The sequence below is a fragment of the Haloarchaeobius iranensis genome, from assembly GCF_900103505.1.
Taxonomy (GTDB): Archaea; Halobacteriota; Halobacteria; order Halobacteriales; family Natrialbaceae; genus Haloarchaeobius; species Haloarchaeobius iranensis.
Map to the genome: position 1 here is coordinate 110,344 of NZ_FNIA01000009.1, position 14,691 is coordinate 125,034.

Genomic DNA, 14,691 nt, shown 5'->3' on the forward strand with positions numbered 1-14,691 from the left:
CCCGGCGGACACCCCCCTCGGTCACCGTGTCGCGGACTTCCACTCGCGCAGGCCGACCACCGCGCCGTCGACATCCTCGCCCGGGCAGTCCGTGGCCGCCCAGACGAACATCGGAGCGACCTCGCTCGGGTCGCGCCCCGCCGGACCCGAGAGGTCGGTCGCGACCTGGCCGGGGTCGACACAGCCCGCGACGAACCCGGTGTCGGCGGCGAACGCGCGGGTCACCGCCTCGGCGGCCGCCTTCGAGACCGCGTAGGAGCCGATACCCGGCTTGGCGTCCCGCGCGATGGACCCGGTCGGGACGAGCAGGCGCGCCCCGTCGTTCAGATGCGGGACCGCCTCGCGCAACGTGGCGAACACGCCACGCGCGTTCGTCCGCATGTGGTCGTCGAACGCCGAGTACGCCTCCTCGTGCACGGGCGTGTCGCCGGGGTCGCCGTGGTAGACCCCCGCGTTGGCGACGACGAGGTCGATGCCGCGACCGTCGCTGGCACGGGAGGCCGTCTCCAGGAGCCGCTCCACGTCGAACTCGTCGCGCACGTCCGCCCTGACGGCGGTGACGGCGTCGCCGTGCCGCTCGACCAGCTCGTCGAGGTCGTCGGGGTCTCGGGCGCAGGCGACGACGTGAGCCCCCGCCGCGACCAGTTCGTCCACGACCGCTTCGCCGATTCCACGACTCGCACCGGTGACGACCGCCGTCTCGTGGTTCATACGGCTCCTTCGGACTCCGCCCGCAGGAAAGCATCGGTTCCGGCGGTCACCTCTCGCTTCCGCCCGTTTCGGTCCGCCAGCCGATCGTTCCGCCGACGTTCCCGGCCGCGACTGTCGCCCGTGAGAGCACCGACCGGCGCTCGGGTCCGTCGTCCGACCACCCCAACCTGGTTTGCGGCGACTTTATGCGGGTCTCGTTACAACAGTGAGTTATGAATTCCCTCGCAGGAGAGTCGGTCGTCGTCGTCGGGAGTGGGTTCGGCGGGCTCTCGACAGCCTGCTACCTCGCCGACGCCGGTGCGGACGTGACGGTCATCGAGAAGAACGAACAGCTCGGGGGCCGTGCCTCCGTCCTCGAACGCGACGGGTTCCGGTTCGACATGGGTCCCTCCTGGTATCTGATGCCCGACGTGTTCGAGCGCTTCTTCGGCCACTTCGACCGCGAGCCGACGGAGTACTACGGGCTGGAGCACCTCGACCCGCACTACCGCATCTTCTTCAAGGACGGCGACCAGGTCGACGTCACCCGGGACCTCGAACGCACGAAGCAGGTGTTCGAGTCGTACGAGACCGGCGCCGGCGAGGCGCTCGAACGCTACCTCGACAAGTCCGAGGAGAACTACGAGGTCGGCATGGAGCACTTCGTCTACGAGGACCGCGCCTCGTTCCGGGAGTTCGTGGACATCGACGTGGCCCGCCAGGCCCGTGGGCTCTCGCTGCTCGGTTCGATGCAGGACCACGTCGAGAACTACTTCGACCACCCGAAGCTCCAGCAGATCATGCAGTACACGCTGGTGTTCCTCGGGGGCTCGCCGAAGAACACGCCGGCGCTCTACAACCTGATGAGCCACGTCGACTTCAACCTCGGCGTCTGGTACCCCGAGGGGGGAATGGGTGGCGTCGTCGACGGCATCGTCGAGATGGGCGAGGAGCTGGGCGCGGAGTTCCTCGTGGACGAGCCGGTGACGGAGATAAAGGGCCGCTACGGCGGCTTCCTCGTCGAGACCGAGCGGGACAAGCACCTCGCCGACATCGTCGTCAGCGACGCCGACTACGCCCACACCGAGCAGGAGCTGCTCCCGCCCGAGAAACGACAGTACAGCGCGGACTACTGGGACTCCCGAACCTACGCGCCCTCCGCGTTCCTCATGTACATGGGCGTCGAGGGGGACGTGCCAGAGCTCGAGCACCACACGCTGGTGCTGCCGACCGACTGGGAACAGCACTTCGACCAGATATTCGAGGAGCCAGCGTGGCCGGAGAACCCGGCGTACTACCTCTGTGTCCCCTCGAAGACCGACGACACGGTCGCACCCGACGGCTACAGCAACCTGTTCGTCCTCGTCCCCGTCGCTCCCGGACTGGACGACGACGAGGAGACCCGCGACTGGTACCGCGAGCTCATCCTCGACGATATCGCGGCGTTCACCGACACCGACCTGCGCGACCGCATGGTCGTCGAGGAGACGTTCTCCGTCTCGGAGTTCACGGACCGCTACAACTCGATGCAGGGCACCGCCCTGGGGATGGCCCACACGCTGCGCCAGACCGCGATGTTCCGCCCGCCACACCGCTCCGAGGCCGTCGAGGGGCTCTACTTCACGGGCTCGTACACGACGCCCGGCATCGGCGTCCCGATGTGCCTCATCAGCGGGGACATCACCGCCGACGCCGTGCTGGAGGACTACGGCGCGTAACCCGACGATGAGCGGAGTCGTCACCAGTCTCGCATCGCGCCTCGCCCGGGTGGTGCCCTCCGAGGACCGGCTCTCGGGCTACCTCCTCCGGCTCTCCCGCCCCCGGTTCTGGTTCTACCTCGCCGGGCCGGTCGTCGTCGGCGTCACCTACGCCGCGAGCGGCACCGCCGACCTGTTCACGCCGGCGACGCTCGCGCTGTTCGCGTACTTCCTGCTCCCGGCCAACGTGTTCCTCTACGGCGTCAACGACGCGTTCGACCGCGACATCGACGAGCACAACCCGAAGAAGGCGGAGAAGGAGGTCCGCTTCCGCCGGGACGCGGTCGTCGGCGTCGTCGTCACGTTCGCCGGTGCGCTCGGGGCGCTGTTCCTGTTCGTCCTGCCCACCGTCGGCGTCCAGGTGCTCCTGCTGTACTTCCTCCTCGCGGTCGAGTACAGTGCACCGCCGCTGCGGTTCAAAACGACGCCGTTCCTCGACTCGCTGTCGAACGGGCTGTACGCCCTCCCCGGCGTCATCGCGTTCGTCGCCGTCGCCGGCGTGCTCCCGCCGACGGCGGCCATCGCGGGGGCGTGGCTCTGGACGATGGCGATGCACACGTTCTCCGCGATTCCGGACATCGAGCCCGACCGCGAGGCCGGTATCAGCACGACCGCGACGTTCCTTGGCGAGCGGACCACCTACGCCTACTGCGGGCTGGTCTGGCTCGCCGCCGCCGCCGCGTTCGCGCTGCTGGACTACCGCCTCGGGCTGCTGCTCGGCGTCTACCCCCTGTTCGTCACCGGCGTCGCGCTCTCGGACGTGGCCGTCGACCGCGCGTACTGGTGGTTCCCGTTCCTCAACACCGTCGTCGGGGCCGTCATGACGATGGGGAAGCTCTGGGTGATGGTGAATGGCTGAAACGAGCGACGGCTTCGACCGTCGCCGGTTCGAGGCCCGACTCGACGCGCTCGTCCGCGAGCACCGCTTCACCATCGCCGTCGTGTTCCCACTGGTCGGCGCGGTCACGCTCGTCGCCAGCGCGGAGGGCTGGCTCCCCGACCTGCTCTCGTACAACCCGCTGTTCGTGCTGTTCGGGGTGCTCGTCATGCGGCTCCCGCTCGTCGCCGGCGTGCTGCCCCTCGTCGGGCGGCGGGCCGCGGCGAGCCTCGGCCTGCTGACGCTGTACGCCTACGGCATCGAGCTCGTCGGCATCCGCACCGGCTGGCCGTACGGCTACTTCGAGTACGAGGTCCCCCTGGGACCGATGCTGTTCGGGGAGGTGCCGGTCGCGCTGCCGGTGTTCTTCTTCCCGCTGGTGCTCAACGCCTACCTGCTGATGCTGCTGTTGCTCGGGGGTCGAGCCCGCTCGCGGGCGGTCCGGCTGCTCGTCACCATCGCGGCCGTCGTCGCGATCGACCTCGTGCTCGATCCCGGGGCGGTCGCGGTGGACTTCTGGGAGTACGCCGCACACCCCGACGGCGTCGGCGGCTACTACGGCGTACCGGGGTCGAACTACCTCGGCTGGGTGCTCTCCGCGACGGTCGCCGTCGTCGCCTTCGACGTGGCGTTCGCCCGCGAGGGGCTGCTCGACCGGCTGGAGGCCTGCGAGTTCATGCTCGACGACATGGTGAGCTTCGTGCTGCTCTGGGGGAGCATCAACGCCCTCTACGGCAACTGGATTCCGGTCGTCCTCGCGGCCGGCTTCGGCGTCGGCCTGCTCGCCACGGACCGGTTCGACTTCTCGGTCGGCGACAGCGCGCTCGTCAGGGCCGTCCAGCGGTAGGGGTCACTCGACCCGACGCATCGCCTCGAACGCGCGCTCTCTATCGTGTGCCGGGTCTGGACACACCGCGGCGTCGACGGCCAGCCGCGCGCCCGCGGCCTGCCGGTGGATGGCGTCGTCGAACTCCTCGGTTGGGTACATCCCGCCGGCCATGGCGTACGCGCCCCGCGTCGGCCAGATGCACGCCCACAGCGTCGACGCCAGCGTGAACCGGCCGTCGACCACGTCCTGCTCGATGACGTCGTCCGAGAGGGGGTAGGCGACGTCGTAGCGGAACGCTCGCGCCGGTCGGCCGTCGCCGCGGTCGAAGTCGCGCTCTTCGACGGCCTCGACCGCGGTCAGGCCGTCTTCCTCGATGCTCTCCTTGAACTCGCGTTCGGCGTAGCTGGTGGCGATGCCGAACACGGAGGCCGGGTCGACGCCGAAGGAGTCGAGTGACGGGTCGAACACCAGGTCCGTGGTGAAGAAGGCGCGCCCGGCGAGGTCGACCCTGGGGTCCGCGATGGCGTCGTAGGCGTCGACGCTCGCCGAGTCGACGTAGATGGCGTTGAACGCCTCGATGGAGAAGAAGGGGAGTTCGAGCGCGAGTTCCGACTCGGTCCGGGCAAGCTCCCAGCCGAACTCGGCGAGCAGCGCGTCGGGGAGGCGCGGGGCACTCATCGGGGGCTGCTACGCCCCGGAGTGCCTTCGGCGTGCCGGTCGCGGACCCACCTTCCCCACCTGCAATCGCCGTTTCACCTTCGAAACTACCTGAGGGTTGTCATTCTGGCCCAGGGCGGGGTGCCGAACAGAAACGCAAGACAGAGGACGCCCGATTAGCTCAAAACGAGTTTTCAGCTTGCACAATTGGTTTACCTGTACCTGTTGTAGACGGGAGTAGCATGTCGCGGCTCCTCCCGTTCCGCTCGGACGAGACGACCCCCACCCCAGAACAGCCGCCGCGGGTGGTCGACCTCGATAGCGACGACGCCGACCAGGTGTTCGGGGCGCTGTCCTCGGACACCGCGAGACGCATCTACACCTGTCTGCACGAGGAGCCGCGGACCCCGAGCGACATCGCCGACGAGATCGACTCCTCCATCCAGAACGTCCGGTACCACCTCGAGAAGCTGGAGGACGCCGGCCTCATCGACGTGGTCGACGTGTGGTACTCCTCGCGCGGCAACGAGATGAACGTCTACGCGCCCCAGTCCGGCCCGCTCATCGTCTCCGGCGACGAACAGCGCTCCTCCCGGCTCCGGTCGGCGCTCGGCCGGTTCGTCGGCGGCGTCGGCGTGCTCGCCGCCGCGAGCCTGTTCGTGCAGTACGGCCTGCCGCGCCTGCTCGGCCGCACCGGCTGGGGGGCGACGGGCGGTGCGGGCGGTGCGGGCGAGCCGACCACCGGCGGTGACGACAGCGGGGCCGTCACGCAGGACGCGACCGAGACGGCCGCGTCGACGACTGCCGAGGGCGACGTGAGCATCGCGGCCGAGGGGACGAGCACCCCGCAGCCGACCGCGACCGACGGCGGCGAGGTCACGTTCAACCAGCAGGGCGGGAACGCGACGGGCGTGCGCTACGAGACGGCCGACACCACGGGCACCGAGACGGTGACGACCACCGCCGACGGCGCGGACACCGCCGCTCAGGGCGCCGACGCCCTCCTCTCGACAATCGAGCCGGGGCTGCTCTTCTTCGCCGGCGGCCTGCTCGTGCTGACCCTCGTGCTCGGCTACTGGTACTGGTCCGGCGACCGGTACTGACCCGCACCGTCTCGGTCAGCGATACGTTCACCCCACTTCTCCCGATAACAACAGGTATGAACGGGGAGCACGTAGCTCCTGTCCGTCCATGAACCAGTTCATGGCACCATCACCATCACCCGCCCCGTACACGGGGCAGATCATCAATGGACGATACATCGAAATATCTCATTCACGCGACGGTAACGGCCGACGGGGTGGTCGAGCGGAGTGACGTCGTCGGAGCCATCTTCGGCCAGACCGAGGGGCTCCTCGGCGACGAACTCGACCTCCGCGAGCTACAGCAGTCCTCGAAGGTCGGACGCATCGACGTCGAGATCGACAGCGAAGCGGGTCGCTCCCACGGGAGCGTCACCATCGCCACGAGCCTGGACAAGGTAGCGACGGCGACCCTGGCGGCCGCACTGGAGTCGTTGACCCGCGTCGGCCCCTGCAAGGCGACGCTCGAGGTCGAGGACATCGAGGACGTGCGGGCGGCGAAGCGGCGCCGCGTCGTCGAGCGCGCGAAGGAGCTGCTCGCGACCGCCTTCGACGACTCGATGATGAGTTCGGAGGAGATCCTCCGCGAGGTCCGCGAGCACGCCCGCGTCGCAGATATCTCCGAGTACGACGGGCTGCCCGCGGGGCCTCGGGTCGGAGAGAGCGACGCCATCGTCGTCGTCGAGGGGCGTGCCGACGTGCTCCAGCTCCTGAAGTACGGCATCAAGAACGCTATCGCCGTCGAGGGGACCGACGTGCCGGACGCGGTCGCGACGCTCACGCAGGACCGGACCGTCACCGCGTTCCTCGACGGCGACCGGGGCGGCGACCTCATCCTGAAGGAGCTCTCGCAGGTCGGCGAGGTCGACTACGTCGCGTTCGCGCCCGAGGGCAAGTCCGTCGAGGACCTGCTCCACCACGAGGTGTTCGAGGCGCTCCGCGAGAAGGTGCCGTTCTCCGTCGTCGCGGAGACCAGCGCGCCACACGAGGCGGTCGGCACGCGCGAGGCGGTCTCGATGTCGACGACGGAGAGCGACGGCGGCGCAACCGACTCGTGCGAGCCGTCGACGGCCGGTTCCGCCGGTGTGGCCACGGAGGTCGTCGAGGCGCCGCCCGAGGCCGTGGAGACGGCGGCCGACGGAGTCACCGCCGAGACGGCCGCGCCCCAGTCGACCCCCGCCGAGTCGACCGACCCGGAGACGACCGCCGAGGAGTCGACGGCGACTGAACCGGCCGACGAGCAGGCTCCGGTGGACACACTTCGGGGCCACGTCGAGGCGGTCGTCGCCGCCGGCACCGGACAGGTCAGGCTGCTCGACGAGGAGTTCGCCGCCATCGTGGAGGGCCCGGCCAGCGAGGCGTTCGACCGCGTCCGCGAGGCCGAGACGGTGCCCCACGCCGTCGTTCTCGATGGCGAGCTGAGCCAGCGCGTGCTCGACGTGTCTGCCCAGCGTGGCGTCGACCACGTCGTCGCCGCGTCGCTCGGCGAGTTCGTGAAGCGACCGACCGGAACCAGAATCCGCACCGCCGAACGCCTCCTCGGAGGCAGCTAGAGCTGCAGCCGGTATCGGACGGCGTCGCCGACTTCCGCGCCGTCTGCACTCCCGTAGTAGTCCTCCAGCCGTTCGTCGGCTGCGAAGCCGAGCTCCTCGTACAGCGCCTGTGCCGACGTGTTCTCCGCCGCGACGACCAGCTCCGCCGCCCGACAGCCCTCGCGTCGGAGTCGTGCGAGCACCGCGAGGAACAGCCGGCGGCCGCGGCCCTCACGGCGGTGGGCGGGCGCGACGACCAGCTCGGCGACGTGGGCGACCTCGCCGGTGAACGAGTGGATGTAGCCGACGGGGACGCCGTCGGCCGTCGAGACGAGGGTCACCCCGGGCGGGAGGTCGTCGAACAGGTCCGGGACGGGGGCGTCGAGGAGCCCGTGGAGCGCCCGGAGCGCGGGAAGGTCGGCCCGTGTCGCCGCTCGGACCGTCATCGTCACGGGAGCGTCGCCCCGCCGACCACGAACGCGACGAGCACCGCGACGACGGCCCCGGCGAGGGTGGCGAAGAAGTTCACGCCCTGGTTGCCGAGGAAGTCGCCCTCGAGCGTCGCCCCGAGCAGGCTGTCGACGGTCATCCCGCCGATGCCGGCGACGAGCACCACCCCTGCGCCGGTGGTCGAGACCGTCACCGAGCCGTCGAGCGCCGGGAAGACGAGGAACGAGATGGTGGCGACGACCGTCGCGCCGACGATGCCGGCGAGCTCGCCCTGCCAGGTCACCGCCCCGTCCGTGCCGGGCTCGACGGGCTGGAGCGTCGTGATGAGCCGCGGCGAGTCGAACACCGCGCCGATCTCGCTGGAGAGGGTGTCGCTGAGTGCCGTGGCGATGGAGCCCGCGAACGCGAACAGGAAGATGGTGCCGTCGACGCGAAGCAGCGCCACACCGGGGTCAGCGGCGGCGAACCCCAGCACGGCGACGATGGCGACCGCGGCGTTCCCGAGGACGTTCCCGGTTCCCCGTGCCCCCTCGTTGTCCTCCGCGATGCCCCGGGCAGCCTTCGTGTCGTAGCGGTACTTCGTGGAGAGCGCGCCGATCGCGAAAAAGGAGATGAGGACCGTGAACCAGCCGATGCCGCCGAGGACGATAGTGAGGATGGAGAGCAGGACGCCCGTCAGCATCCCCTCGACGGAGGCGGTCTGCAGGGCGAAGGAGAGGTAGCCGAGGACGAGTGTGACCCCGAGTGCGGCCGCGATCTCCTGGTTGTGGACCGCGGGTGCGAGCTCGAACAGCAGCCAGAGCAGGAGACCGACCGAGAACAGCACCAGCGGGTCGTCCCGCTCGAACAGCGCGGCACGCAGCAGCGCCCCGAGGAACGCGCCGCTGACGGCCAGGAACACGACCTTCGGGAGCGTCCCCGCGAGTGGCTGGTCGAGCAGCACGCGAGCCACCAGCTGCCCGGCGATGCCCGCGGTGATGCCGCCGGCGACGAAGCCGGCGCTGACGTGGAACGGGTTCGGGTACCGCGTCTTGACCAGCTCCGACGCCAGGTTGCCGTAGACGAGGAGGAGGACGGTGCCGACGAACACGTCCACCTGGAGCGGTGGCACCCGACCGGTGCCGACCAGGTCGGTCACGGTCAACAGGCCGAGGCCGACGACCGCGAGCCCGAAGCCGATGAGGCCGAACAGGCGCTGCTCCTTCCGGTCGCCGGGACGAGCGAACAGTTCGAAGAGCGGGCCGTCGGTGACGACGGCGGCACCGACGAGCACGGCTGCGGCGACGGTCATCGCCGCCTCCGGCCCGACCGCTGGCAGGAGCAGTACCAGCGAGCCGACCGCCGCGAACGCACCCGCACGTCGAACTGGTGAAGTCACGCGGGCGCTTCTTTTCCCGGGGGTTACTTACCGTTTCCGAACCCCTGGCTCGGAGACCACGCTCCGAACCTGCCGTAGGGTCTATGACACTCGAACGTCTCTTCGAAGAGAGATGGTGTCTCCGCCGGACCCGTCCGCGCTCCTCGACTACACACAGGCGAAGCTCACGCTCGTCGACGAGGAGGGCACGATTACGTACGTCAACGCCGCCGCCGGCCGGATTCTGGGGTACGAACCGGAGACACTCGTCGGCACCGACGCCTTCGAACACGTCCACCCGGAGGACCGCGAGCGCGTGGTGGCTGCCTTCGAAGAGGTCGTCGCCGACGAGCCCGATGCGACCTCGTTCATCGAGTACCGCTACGGGACGGTGGACGACGACTGGGTCTGGCTGCAGAGTCGCCTCACCGAACTCGAAGAGGCCGACGTGGACGGCTACGTCGTCAGCTCTCACGACGTGACCGAGCGTATCGAGGCGGAGCGCGAGCGCCAGAACACCGAGACGCGACTGCAGGAGATCGCCGCGAAGACCGGCGACGTGCTGTGGATGTTCAGCGGTGACTGGTCGGAGTGCCTCTTCGTCAACCCGGCCTACGAGTCGGTCTACGGACTGCCGGTCGAGACGCTGCACGACGACCCCTGGAGCTTCCTCGACGCTGTCCACCCGGACGACGTGCGCGCCGTCGAGGCGGAGATGCGACGGCTGTCGGGCGGCGAGGCCGTGGACCTGGAGTACCGGGTGAACCCCGACCGCGAGTACCGACGCTGGGCGTGGGTGCAGGCCGAGCCGGTCGTCGTCGACGGCGAGGTCGAGCGCATCGTCGGGTTCAGCCGAGACGTGACCGAGCGACGCCGCCGCGAACAACAGCTCGCGGTGATGGACAAGCTCCTCCGACACAACATCCGGAACGATATGAACGTCGTCATCGGCGAGGCCGAGCACATCGACGCCGAAGACGGCTCCACCCTCTCCGAGCGGACGCGAGTCATCCGCGACACCGCTGCCCAGCTCATCATGACCGCGGAGAAGCAGCGGGAGATAATCGAACTCCTGACAGACCCCGGCACGCTGGGCGAGGTCGACATCACCGCGGCCGTCACCCGGGTGGGCGGGCGGATGCGCGAGCGGTACCCGGACGCCGAGGTCGAGATCGACGTGCCCGAGCGGGCCACGGCGTTCGCGCTCCCCGGCATCGAGACCGCGATCGCCGAACTCGCCGAGAACGCCATCGTCCACGCGACCGGGGGGCCGCCGACGCTCCGGCTCGTCTGCCGGACGACGGAGGAGTCGGTGGCTGTCGAGGTCCTCGACGACTGCGAGCCGATTCCGGAGTACGAGTACCGGGTCATCACCGGCGAGCACGAGATGGACGACCTGTACCACAGCAGCGGCGTCGGCCTCTGGCTCGTCTACTGGCTCGTCGAGCTCTCCGACGGGGACATCGAGTTCGAGACGCTGGAGAGCTCGGGCAACCGCGTCCAGCTCACCTTCACCAGGGTGACCGACTGAGCCGCCACGACGAGTCGACAGGTACAGGCACGCCGATGCGCAATGGGGTGGCGTGGGACTGTACGACCGCTACCTCGCCTATCGCATCCGTCGCGACGAGGCCGCACCGCCGGCACACGTCGCGCTCGTCATCACGGAGCGTGACCTGCTGGAACAGGGTGCCTACGAGACGCTCTCGCGGTTCTTCGAGCTCACCTTCGAGGTGGGAGCCGACCGCATCACGGTGTACGTCAGCGTCCTCGACGAGGCGGCGGCACCGACGCTCGCCCGCCAGTTCGACGACCTTGACGCACCGCGGCCGGTCGCGGTACGGGGGCCGGACGACGACGAGCGCGCGGACGCACCGATACAGGTGAGCATCGGTCTCGGCGGGAAACACGAGTTCACCGCGGCCGTCCAGGGCGTCGCGAAGGAGGTCTCGCGCGGCGAACTCGAGCCGGACGCGGTCGACGAGAGCGAGATCGACCGCCGGCTCGTGTTCCCCTCGGAGCCGGACCTGGTCATCAAGACGGGCGCCGAGCGGCTCTCCGATTTCATGATCTGGCAGTCCGTCTACTCGGAGCTCTACTTCACCGACCTCAACTGGCGGGACTTCCGCGACAGGGACTTCTACCGGGCCATCCGGGAGTACCAGAACCGACAGCGCAGGTTCGGCCGGTAGGCAGGGAGGAGCCGTCGTGGACGGACGACGGGAGCCCTGGACCCCCTGGATGTTCTGGCCGGGAAAACGAGGGGGTGTTTTAGGGCGGTCCGGCTCCTCGGGTCGACCGTGATGCGACGCGCCCTCCAGACGGTCGCGATAGCGCTGCTGGTCACCGCCGCGCTCGGGGTGGCCGCCGGCTCGCTGGGCGGGCTCTCGGCGGACCTCGGCCCGGACGAGGGCGGGGTCAGGTCGCCCGACGACCCCGGCGACGGGTCGGCACCGTCGAGCGCGGCGACGGGCGGCGACAGCATCGGACAGGCGACGTACCTCCGGCTGCTCGCCGCGCTCCTCGCGACCGCGCTGGTCTGTTGCTACGTGCTGTTCCCCAGCTACCGCCGGGTGGTCGTCCTCACGGGCGGTGCCGGAACCGTCGGTGCGGCCGGCTACCTGCTGTACCGGCCGAGTGCGACGGTCTCGGTACCCACGTTCGGAACGAGCGACGCGCTCGGGCTGGTGGGCGCCGGCGTGCTGGTCGGGCTGGTCCTCGCCGGCGCAGGCCTGCTCTGGCGGTTCGACGGACTGGCGTCCCGCGGCGGACGGTCCGGTGACGACGAGCGGCCGACCCCCGGCGGGGAACGCCACCGGGAGGCGGGCGAGCATCCGGCCAGCGCCCCGGCCGACGATCCGGTCCGGCAGGCCTGGCAGCGGATGGTCGCCGACCTCCGGCCGCCTTCGCCGGGGGCCCGGACGCCGGGCGAGTTCGCGGACACGGCGAAGGACGCCGGTCGCGACCCCGACGCGGTGGACCGGTTGACCAGCCTGTTCCGGGCGGTGCGCTACGGGCGCCGCGAGCCCGACGAGTGCAGGGACGAGGCGCGGCGGCTCGCCGACCGGGCGGCGGGCGACGAGACCGCGGTCCCGACGGACGGAGCCGCCGGGGGAGAGCGATGAGCCGGCTCCCGACCCCCCGCGGACTGCTGCTCGCGGTCGGTCTCTCGTTGCTCGCGGCGGGACTGCTCGGGACCGTCGCGCCCGGACTCGTCGTCGGGGACGGCGCTGCGCTGGTCGTCCTCGTCGGAGGGAGCGTCTCGGCGGTCGCGCTGGCGCTCGTCTACGCGCGGACGGACACCCGAGCGCGAGTCGCACGCGTCACCCGTCCGGAGCGGACCGGGCCGCGCGTGCCCGGACGGGACGCCGAGGACCTGCTCGCCGACGTGACCGCGGCGGGGCGCGTCCGGGGCGGCGATGCCCGCGAGGACGTGTACGAACGACTCACCGCGGTCGCGGTCGAGACGCTCGTCGCTCGCTACGACTGCACACCGGCCGAGGCGCGCCGGCGACTCGAGGCGGGGTCGTGGACCGACGACCCGCTCGCGGCGGCGCTGTTCATCGACGGCGTCGACCCCGGGTGGACGACGCGGGACCGGCTCCGGACGCTCGTGACCGGCGAGCCACCGCTCCGCCGACGCGCCCGACACGCGCTCTCGGAGCTCGCGGCCATCGCGGGAGGGGAGCGATGAGCTGGCACCGGACGGCGACGGACCGCTGGCGCTGGCTCGTCCCGGTCGCCCTCGTGCTCGCGCCGGTCGGCGTCGTCTCGGCGACGCCGGCGGTCGTGCTCTGTGCGGTCGTCTGCGTCGGCGTCGCGGCGTTCGCCCGTGCGTCGCCCGCCCCGGAACCGGCCGTCGACTGCGAGCGCCGATTCAGAGAGCGCGACGACGGCACCGTCGCCGTGTCGCTCCGGGTCGAGAACGAGGGCAGCGCCGCCCTGCCGGACGTTCGGGTCGTCGACGGCGTCCCGGCGGACTGTACGGTGCTGGACGGCACGCCCGAACTCGCCTGCTCGCTGCCGGCGGGGGCGTCGCGAACGCTGTGCTACCGCGTCGAGTCACCCGAATCGACACGCCGGTTCGACGACCCGTTCGTCGTGGTCGCGGACCGGGCCGGGCGGGTCGAGCTCGACGCACGGGTCGACGCCGGCGCGGACCGACTCGGGAGTTCCCGTCCCCTGCCGGACGCCGAACCAGTCGCGCTGCGCCCGCCGACGGGTGGCCCGCCCGGGCCACTGACCGGCACCGAAGCCGGTCAGGGGCTCGCGTTCCACTCGGTCCGCGAGTACCGCCGCGGCGACCCCCTCGGCCGGGTGGACTGGTCGCGGTTCGCCCGCACCGGCGACCTCTCGACGGTGACGTTCCGCGCCGAGCGCGCCCCGACGGTGGTGCTGGTCGTCGACGCACGGCCCGCCGCCTACGTGGCACGGGCGCCAGACGCGACGGGGGCACGCGACCACGCCGTCGACGCCGCACGGGCGCTCGTCACCGGACTGGCGGACGCGCAGGTCGGCCTCGCGGTGCTCGGGTCGGGTGTGTCGTGGACGCCGCCGGGGACCGGACGGGCACACCGGGCCCGGCTCCGACGCGAGCTCGACACCGACCCCGCGCTGGTCGCGCCACCCGAGGGAGACGACCCCGCGGTCGACCCCCTGGCGACGACGCTCCGGGCGCGGACGCCGGCCGACGCACAGCTCTGCCTGCTGACGCCGCTCTGTGACGACGCCGTGGCGACGCTGGCTCGACGGCTCGACACCGGCGGGACACCCGTCTCCGTGGTGAGTCCGGACCCGACGACGACCGACGGGCCGGGGGCCCAGCTCGCGCATCTGGAGCGCGGTGCGCGGGTCCGTGACCTCCGACGGGCCGGGATTCCGGTGCTCGACTGGACCGAGGGCGACGCTCGCGAGGCGTTCGCCCGCGCGGGGTGGGCCAGATGAGCCTGCCGTCGCCCGACCGTGGGGAGCGAAACGGCTCCAGCCCGACCGGCGGCACGCCCGCGGTGCTCCTCGCGCTCGTCGCCGCGCTCGCCGCGACGTTCGTCGCCGCGGTGACCGTCCCCGGCACCGCGATCGCCGTCGCGGGGACCGCCGCGCTCGGGGCCGGCACCGTCCACGACGGTCGCCGGACGCGCCTCGCCGGGGGCGCGCTGCTGCTCGGGGCCGTCGCCTACGGCGCGTACGGGGGGCTCCCGATACCGGTCGTCCTCGGTGGCACTGTCGCCGCACTGGTCGCCATCGACGGCGCGGAGCGGGCGGTCGCTCTCGACGCGCAGGTGCCCGACGCCGCGACGGCCCGCCTCGTCCTCCGGCGGACGGGCACCACGCTGGTCGTCGCGACGGTCGTGGCCGGACTCGGCTACGGTGCCTACCGGGTCGGCTCCGGCGAGGCACCGGCCGCCGCGGCCGCGCTGCTGCTCGTCGGTGCGTTGCTGTCGGCGGCCGCGCTCAGGTAGC

At 71.1% G+C, this 14,691-nt stretch carries 15 protein-coding genes; 11 read left to right on the forward strand and 4 right to left on the reverse strand.

All coding sequences use genetic code 11. The features are described 5' to 3' along the window. Window positions 1-21: 21 nt before the first annotated feature. On the reverse strand, window positions 22-711 hold the full coding sequence (locus BLT27_RS09880; protein WP_089733372.1) for an SDR family oxidoreductase: 690 nt from the start codon (window positions 709-711) through the stop codon (window positions 22-24). 212 nt (window positions 712-923) lie between these two features. Here BLT27_RS09880 and BLT27_RS09885 point away from each other — a divergent pair, with 212 nt between their 5' ends. Genes BLT27_RS09885 through cruF form a run of 3 tightly spaced genes read left to right on the forward strand, consistent with a single transcriptional unit; the run spans window position 924 to window position 4,171 of the window. Then, window positions 924-2,408 carry a phytoene desaturase family protein gene (locus BLT27_RS09885; protein WP_089733374.1) on the forward strand — a complete coding sequence of 495 codons (1,485 nt, stop codon included), beginning with the start codon at window positions 924-926 and terminating at the stop codon, window positions 2,406-2,408. A gap of 7 nt (window positions 2,409-2,415) precedes the next feature. Next, window positions 2,416-3,306, forward strand: a complete 891-nt coding sequence (locus BLT27_RS09890) for a prenyltransferase (protein WP_089733376.1) — start codon at window positions 2,416-2,418, stop codon at window positions 3,304-3,306. Further along, a complete protein-coding gene (gene cruF, locus BLT27_RS09895; RefSeq protein WP_089733379.1) occupies window positions 3,299-4,171 on the forward strand; it encodes a bisanhydrobacterioruberin hydratase in 873 nt (290 codons plus the stop codon). The genes BLT27_RS09890 and cruF overlap by 8 nt, the downstream gene beginning before the upstream one ends. Before the next feature lie 3 nt (window positions 4,172-4,174). Here the strand turns inward: cruF and BLT27_RS09900 are convergent, their stop codons facing one another. Beyond that, window positions 4,175-4,831, reverse strand: a complete 657-nt coding sequence (locus BLT27_RS09900; protein WP_089733380.1) for a DUF6517 family protein — start codon at window positions 4,829-4,831, stop codon at window positions 4,175-4,177. A gap of 221 nt (window positions 4,832-5,052) precedes the next feature. Between BLT27_RS09900 and BLT27_RS09905 the strand changes: the two genes are divergently transcribed. Beyond that, window positions 5,053-5,913 carry an ArsR/SmtB family transcription factor gene (locus BLT27_RS09905; RefSeq protein WP_089733383.1) on the forward strand — a complete coding sequence of 287 codons (861 nt, stop codon included), beginning with the start codon at window positions 5,053-5,055 and terminating at the stop codon, window positions 5,911-5,913. A gap of 146 nt (window positions 5,914-6,059) precedes the next feature. Next, entirely contained in the window at window positions 6,060-7,445 is a 1,386-nt protein-coding gene (dnaG, locus tag BLT27_RS09910) for a DNA primase DnaG (RefSeq protein ID WP_089733385.1), read from the forward strand. Here the strand turns inward: dnaG and BLT27_RS09915 are convergent. Continuing rightward, window positions 7,442-7,870, reverse strand: a complete 429-nt coding sequence (locus tag BLT27_RS09915) for a GNAT family N-acetyltransferase (protein WP_089733387.1) — start codon at window positions 7,868-7,870, stop codon at window positions 7,442-7,444. The two genes, dnaG and BLT27_RS09915, sit on opposite strands and share 4 nt — an antisense overlap. A 2-nt stretch (window positions 7,871-7,872) precedes the next feature. Next, window positions 7,873-9,252: a DUF92 domain-containing protein gene (locus tag BLT27_RS09920; protein WP_089733389.1), complete on the reverse strand. Its 1,380-nt coding sequence runs from the start codon at window positions 9,250-9,252 to the stop codon at window positions 7,873-7,875. 112 nt (window positions 9,253-9,364) lie between these two features. Here BLT27_RS09920 and BLT27_RS09925 point away from each other — a divergent pair, with 112 nt between their 5' ends. The 6 genes from BLT27_RS09925 to BLT27_RS09950 all read left to right on the forward strand — a co-directional run bounded on the left by BLT27_RS09925 (window position 9,365) and on the right by BLT27_RS09950 (window position 14,690). Next, the gene (locus BLT27_RS09925; protein WP_089733391.1) at window positions 9,365-10,762 is read left to right on the forward strand and encodes a PAS domain-containing sensor histidine kinase; all 1,398 of its coding nucleotides are present in this window, start codon (window positions 9,365-9,367) and stop codon (window positions 10,760-10,762) included. 52 nt (window positions 10,763-10,814) lie between these two features. Next, entirely contained in the window at window positions 10,815-11,423 is a 609-nt protein-coding gene (locus BLT27_RS09930) for an undecaprenyl diphosphate synthase family protein (protein WP_089733393.1), read from the forward strand. A gap of 111 nt (window positions 11,424-11,534) precedes the next feature. Then, on the forward strand, window positions 11,535-12,356 hold the full coding sequence (locus BLT27_RS09935; protein WP_089733395.1) for a DUF4129 domain-containing protein: 822 nt from the start codon (window positions 11,535-11,537) through the stop codon (window positions 12,354-12,356). Next, complete coding sequence (locus tag BLT27_RS09940) at window positions 12,353-12,925, forward strand: DUF7269 family protein (protein WP_089733396.1); 573 nt, start codon at window positions 12,353-12,355, stop codon at window positions 12,923-12,925. Before BLT27_RS09935 ends, BLT27_RS09940 begins: the two co-directional genes overlap by 4 nt. Beyond that, complete coding sequence (locus tag BLT27_RS09945) at window positions 12,922-14,175, forward strand: DUF58 domain-containing protein (protein WP_089733398.1); 1,254 nt, start codon at window positions 12,922-12,924, stop codon at window positions 14,173-14,175. Before BLT27_RS09940 ends, BLT27_RS09945 begins: the two co-directional genes overlap by 4 nt. Next, window positions 14,172-14,690 (forward strand): DUF7519 family protein, encoded by a 519-nt coding sequence (locus BLT27_RS09950; RefSeq protein WP_139172296.1) that lies wholly within the window; start codon window positions 14,172-14,174, stop codon window positions 14,688-14,690. The genes BLT27_RS09945 and BLT27_RS09950 overlap by 4 nt, the downstream gene beginning before the upstream one ends. The last annotated feature ends 1 nt before the right edge of the window (window position 14,691 follow it).

Bases quoted from the DNA above. Each gene is read 5' to 3' on its own strand.
- BLT27_RS09880 (WP_089733372.1), bottom strand. From the start codon at position 711: ATGAACCACGAGACGGCGGTCGTCACCGGTGCGAGTCGTGGAATCGGC.
- BLT27_RS09885 (WP_089733374.1), top strand. From the start codon at position 924: ATGAATTCCCTCGCAGGAGAGTCGGTCGTCGTCGTCGGGAGTGGGTTC.
- BLT27_RS09890 (WP_089733376.1), top strand. From the start codon at position 2,416: ATGAGCGGAGTCGTCACCAGTCTCGCATCGCGCCTCGCCCGGGTGGTG.
- BLT27_RS09940 (WP_089733396.1), top strand. From the start codon at position 12,353: ATGAGCCGGCTCCCGACCCCCCGCGGACTGCTGCTCGCGGTCGGTCTC.
- BLT27_RS09935 (WP_089733395.1), top strand. From the start codon at position 11,535: ATGCGACGCGCCCTCCAGACGGTCGCGATAGCGCTGCTGGTCACCGCC.
- BLT27_RS09905 (WP_089733383.1), top strand. From the start codon at position 5,053: ATGTCGCGGCTCCTCCCGTTCCGCTCGGACGAGACGACCCCCACCCCA.
- BLT27_RS09915 (WP_089733387.1), bottom strand. From the start codon at position 7,870: ATGACGGTCCGAGCGGCGACACGGGCCGACCTTCCCGCGCTCCGGGCG.
- cruF (WP_089733379.1), top strand. From the start codon at position 3,299: ATGGCTGAAACGAGCGACGGCTTCGACCGTCGCCGGTTCGAGGCCCGA.
- BLT27_RS09925 (WP_089733391.1), top strand. From the start codon at position 9,365: ATGGTGTCTCCGCCGGACCCGTCCGCGCTCCTCGACTACACACAGGCG.
- BLT27_RS09900 (WP_089733380.1), bottom strand. From the start codon at position 4,831: ATGAGTGCCCCGCGCCTCCCCGACGCGCTGCTCGCCGAGTTCGGCTGG.
- dnaG (WP_089733385.1), top strand. From the start codon at position 6,060: ATGGACGATACATCGAAATATCTCATTCACGCGACGGTAACGGCCGAC.
- BLT27_RS09950 (WP_139172296.1), top strand. From the start codon at position 14,172: ATGAGCCTGCCGTCGCCCGACCGTGGGGAGCGAAACGGCTCCAGCCCG.
- BLT27_RS09945 (WP_089733398.1), top strand. From the start codon at position 12,922: ATGAGCTGGCACCGGACGGCGACGGACCGCTGGCGCTGGCTCGTCCCG.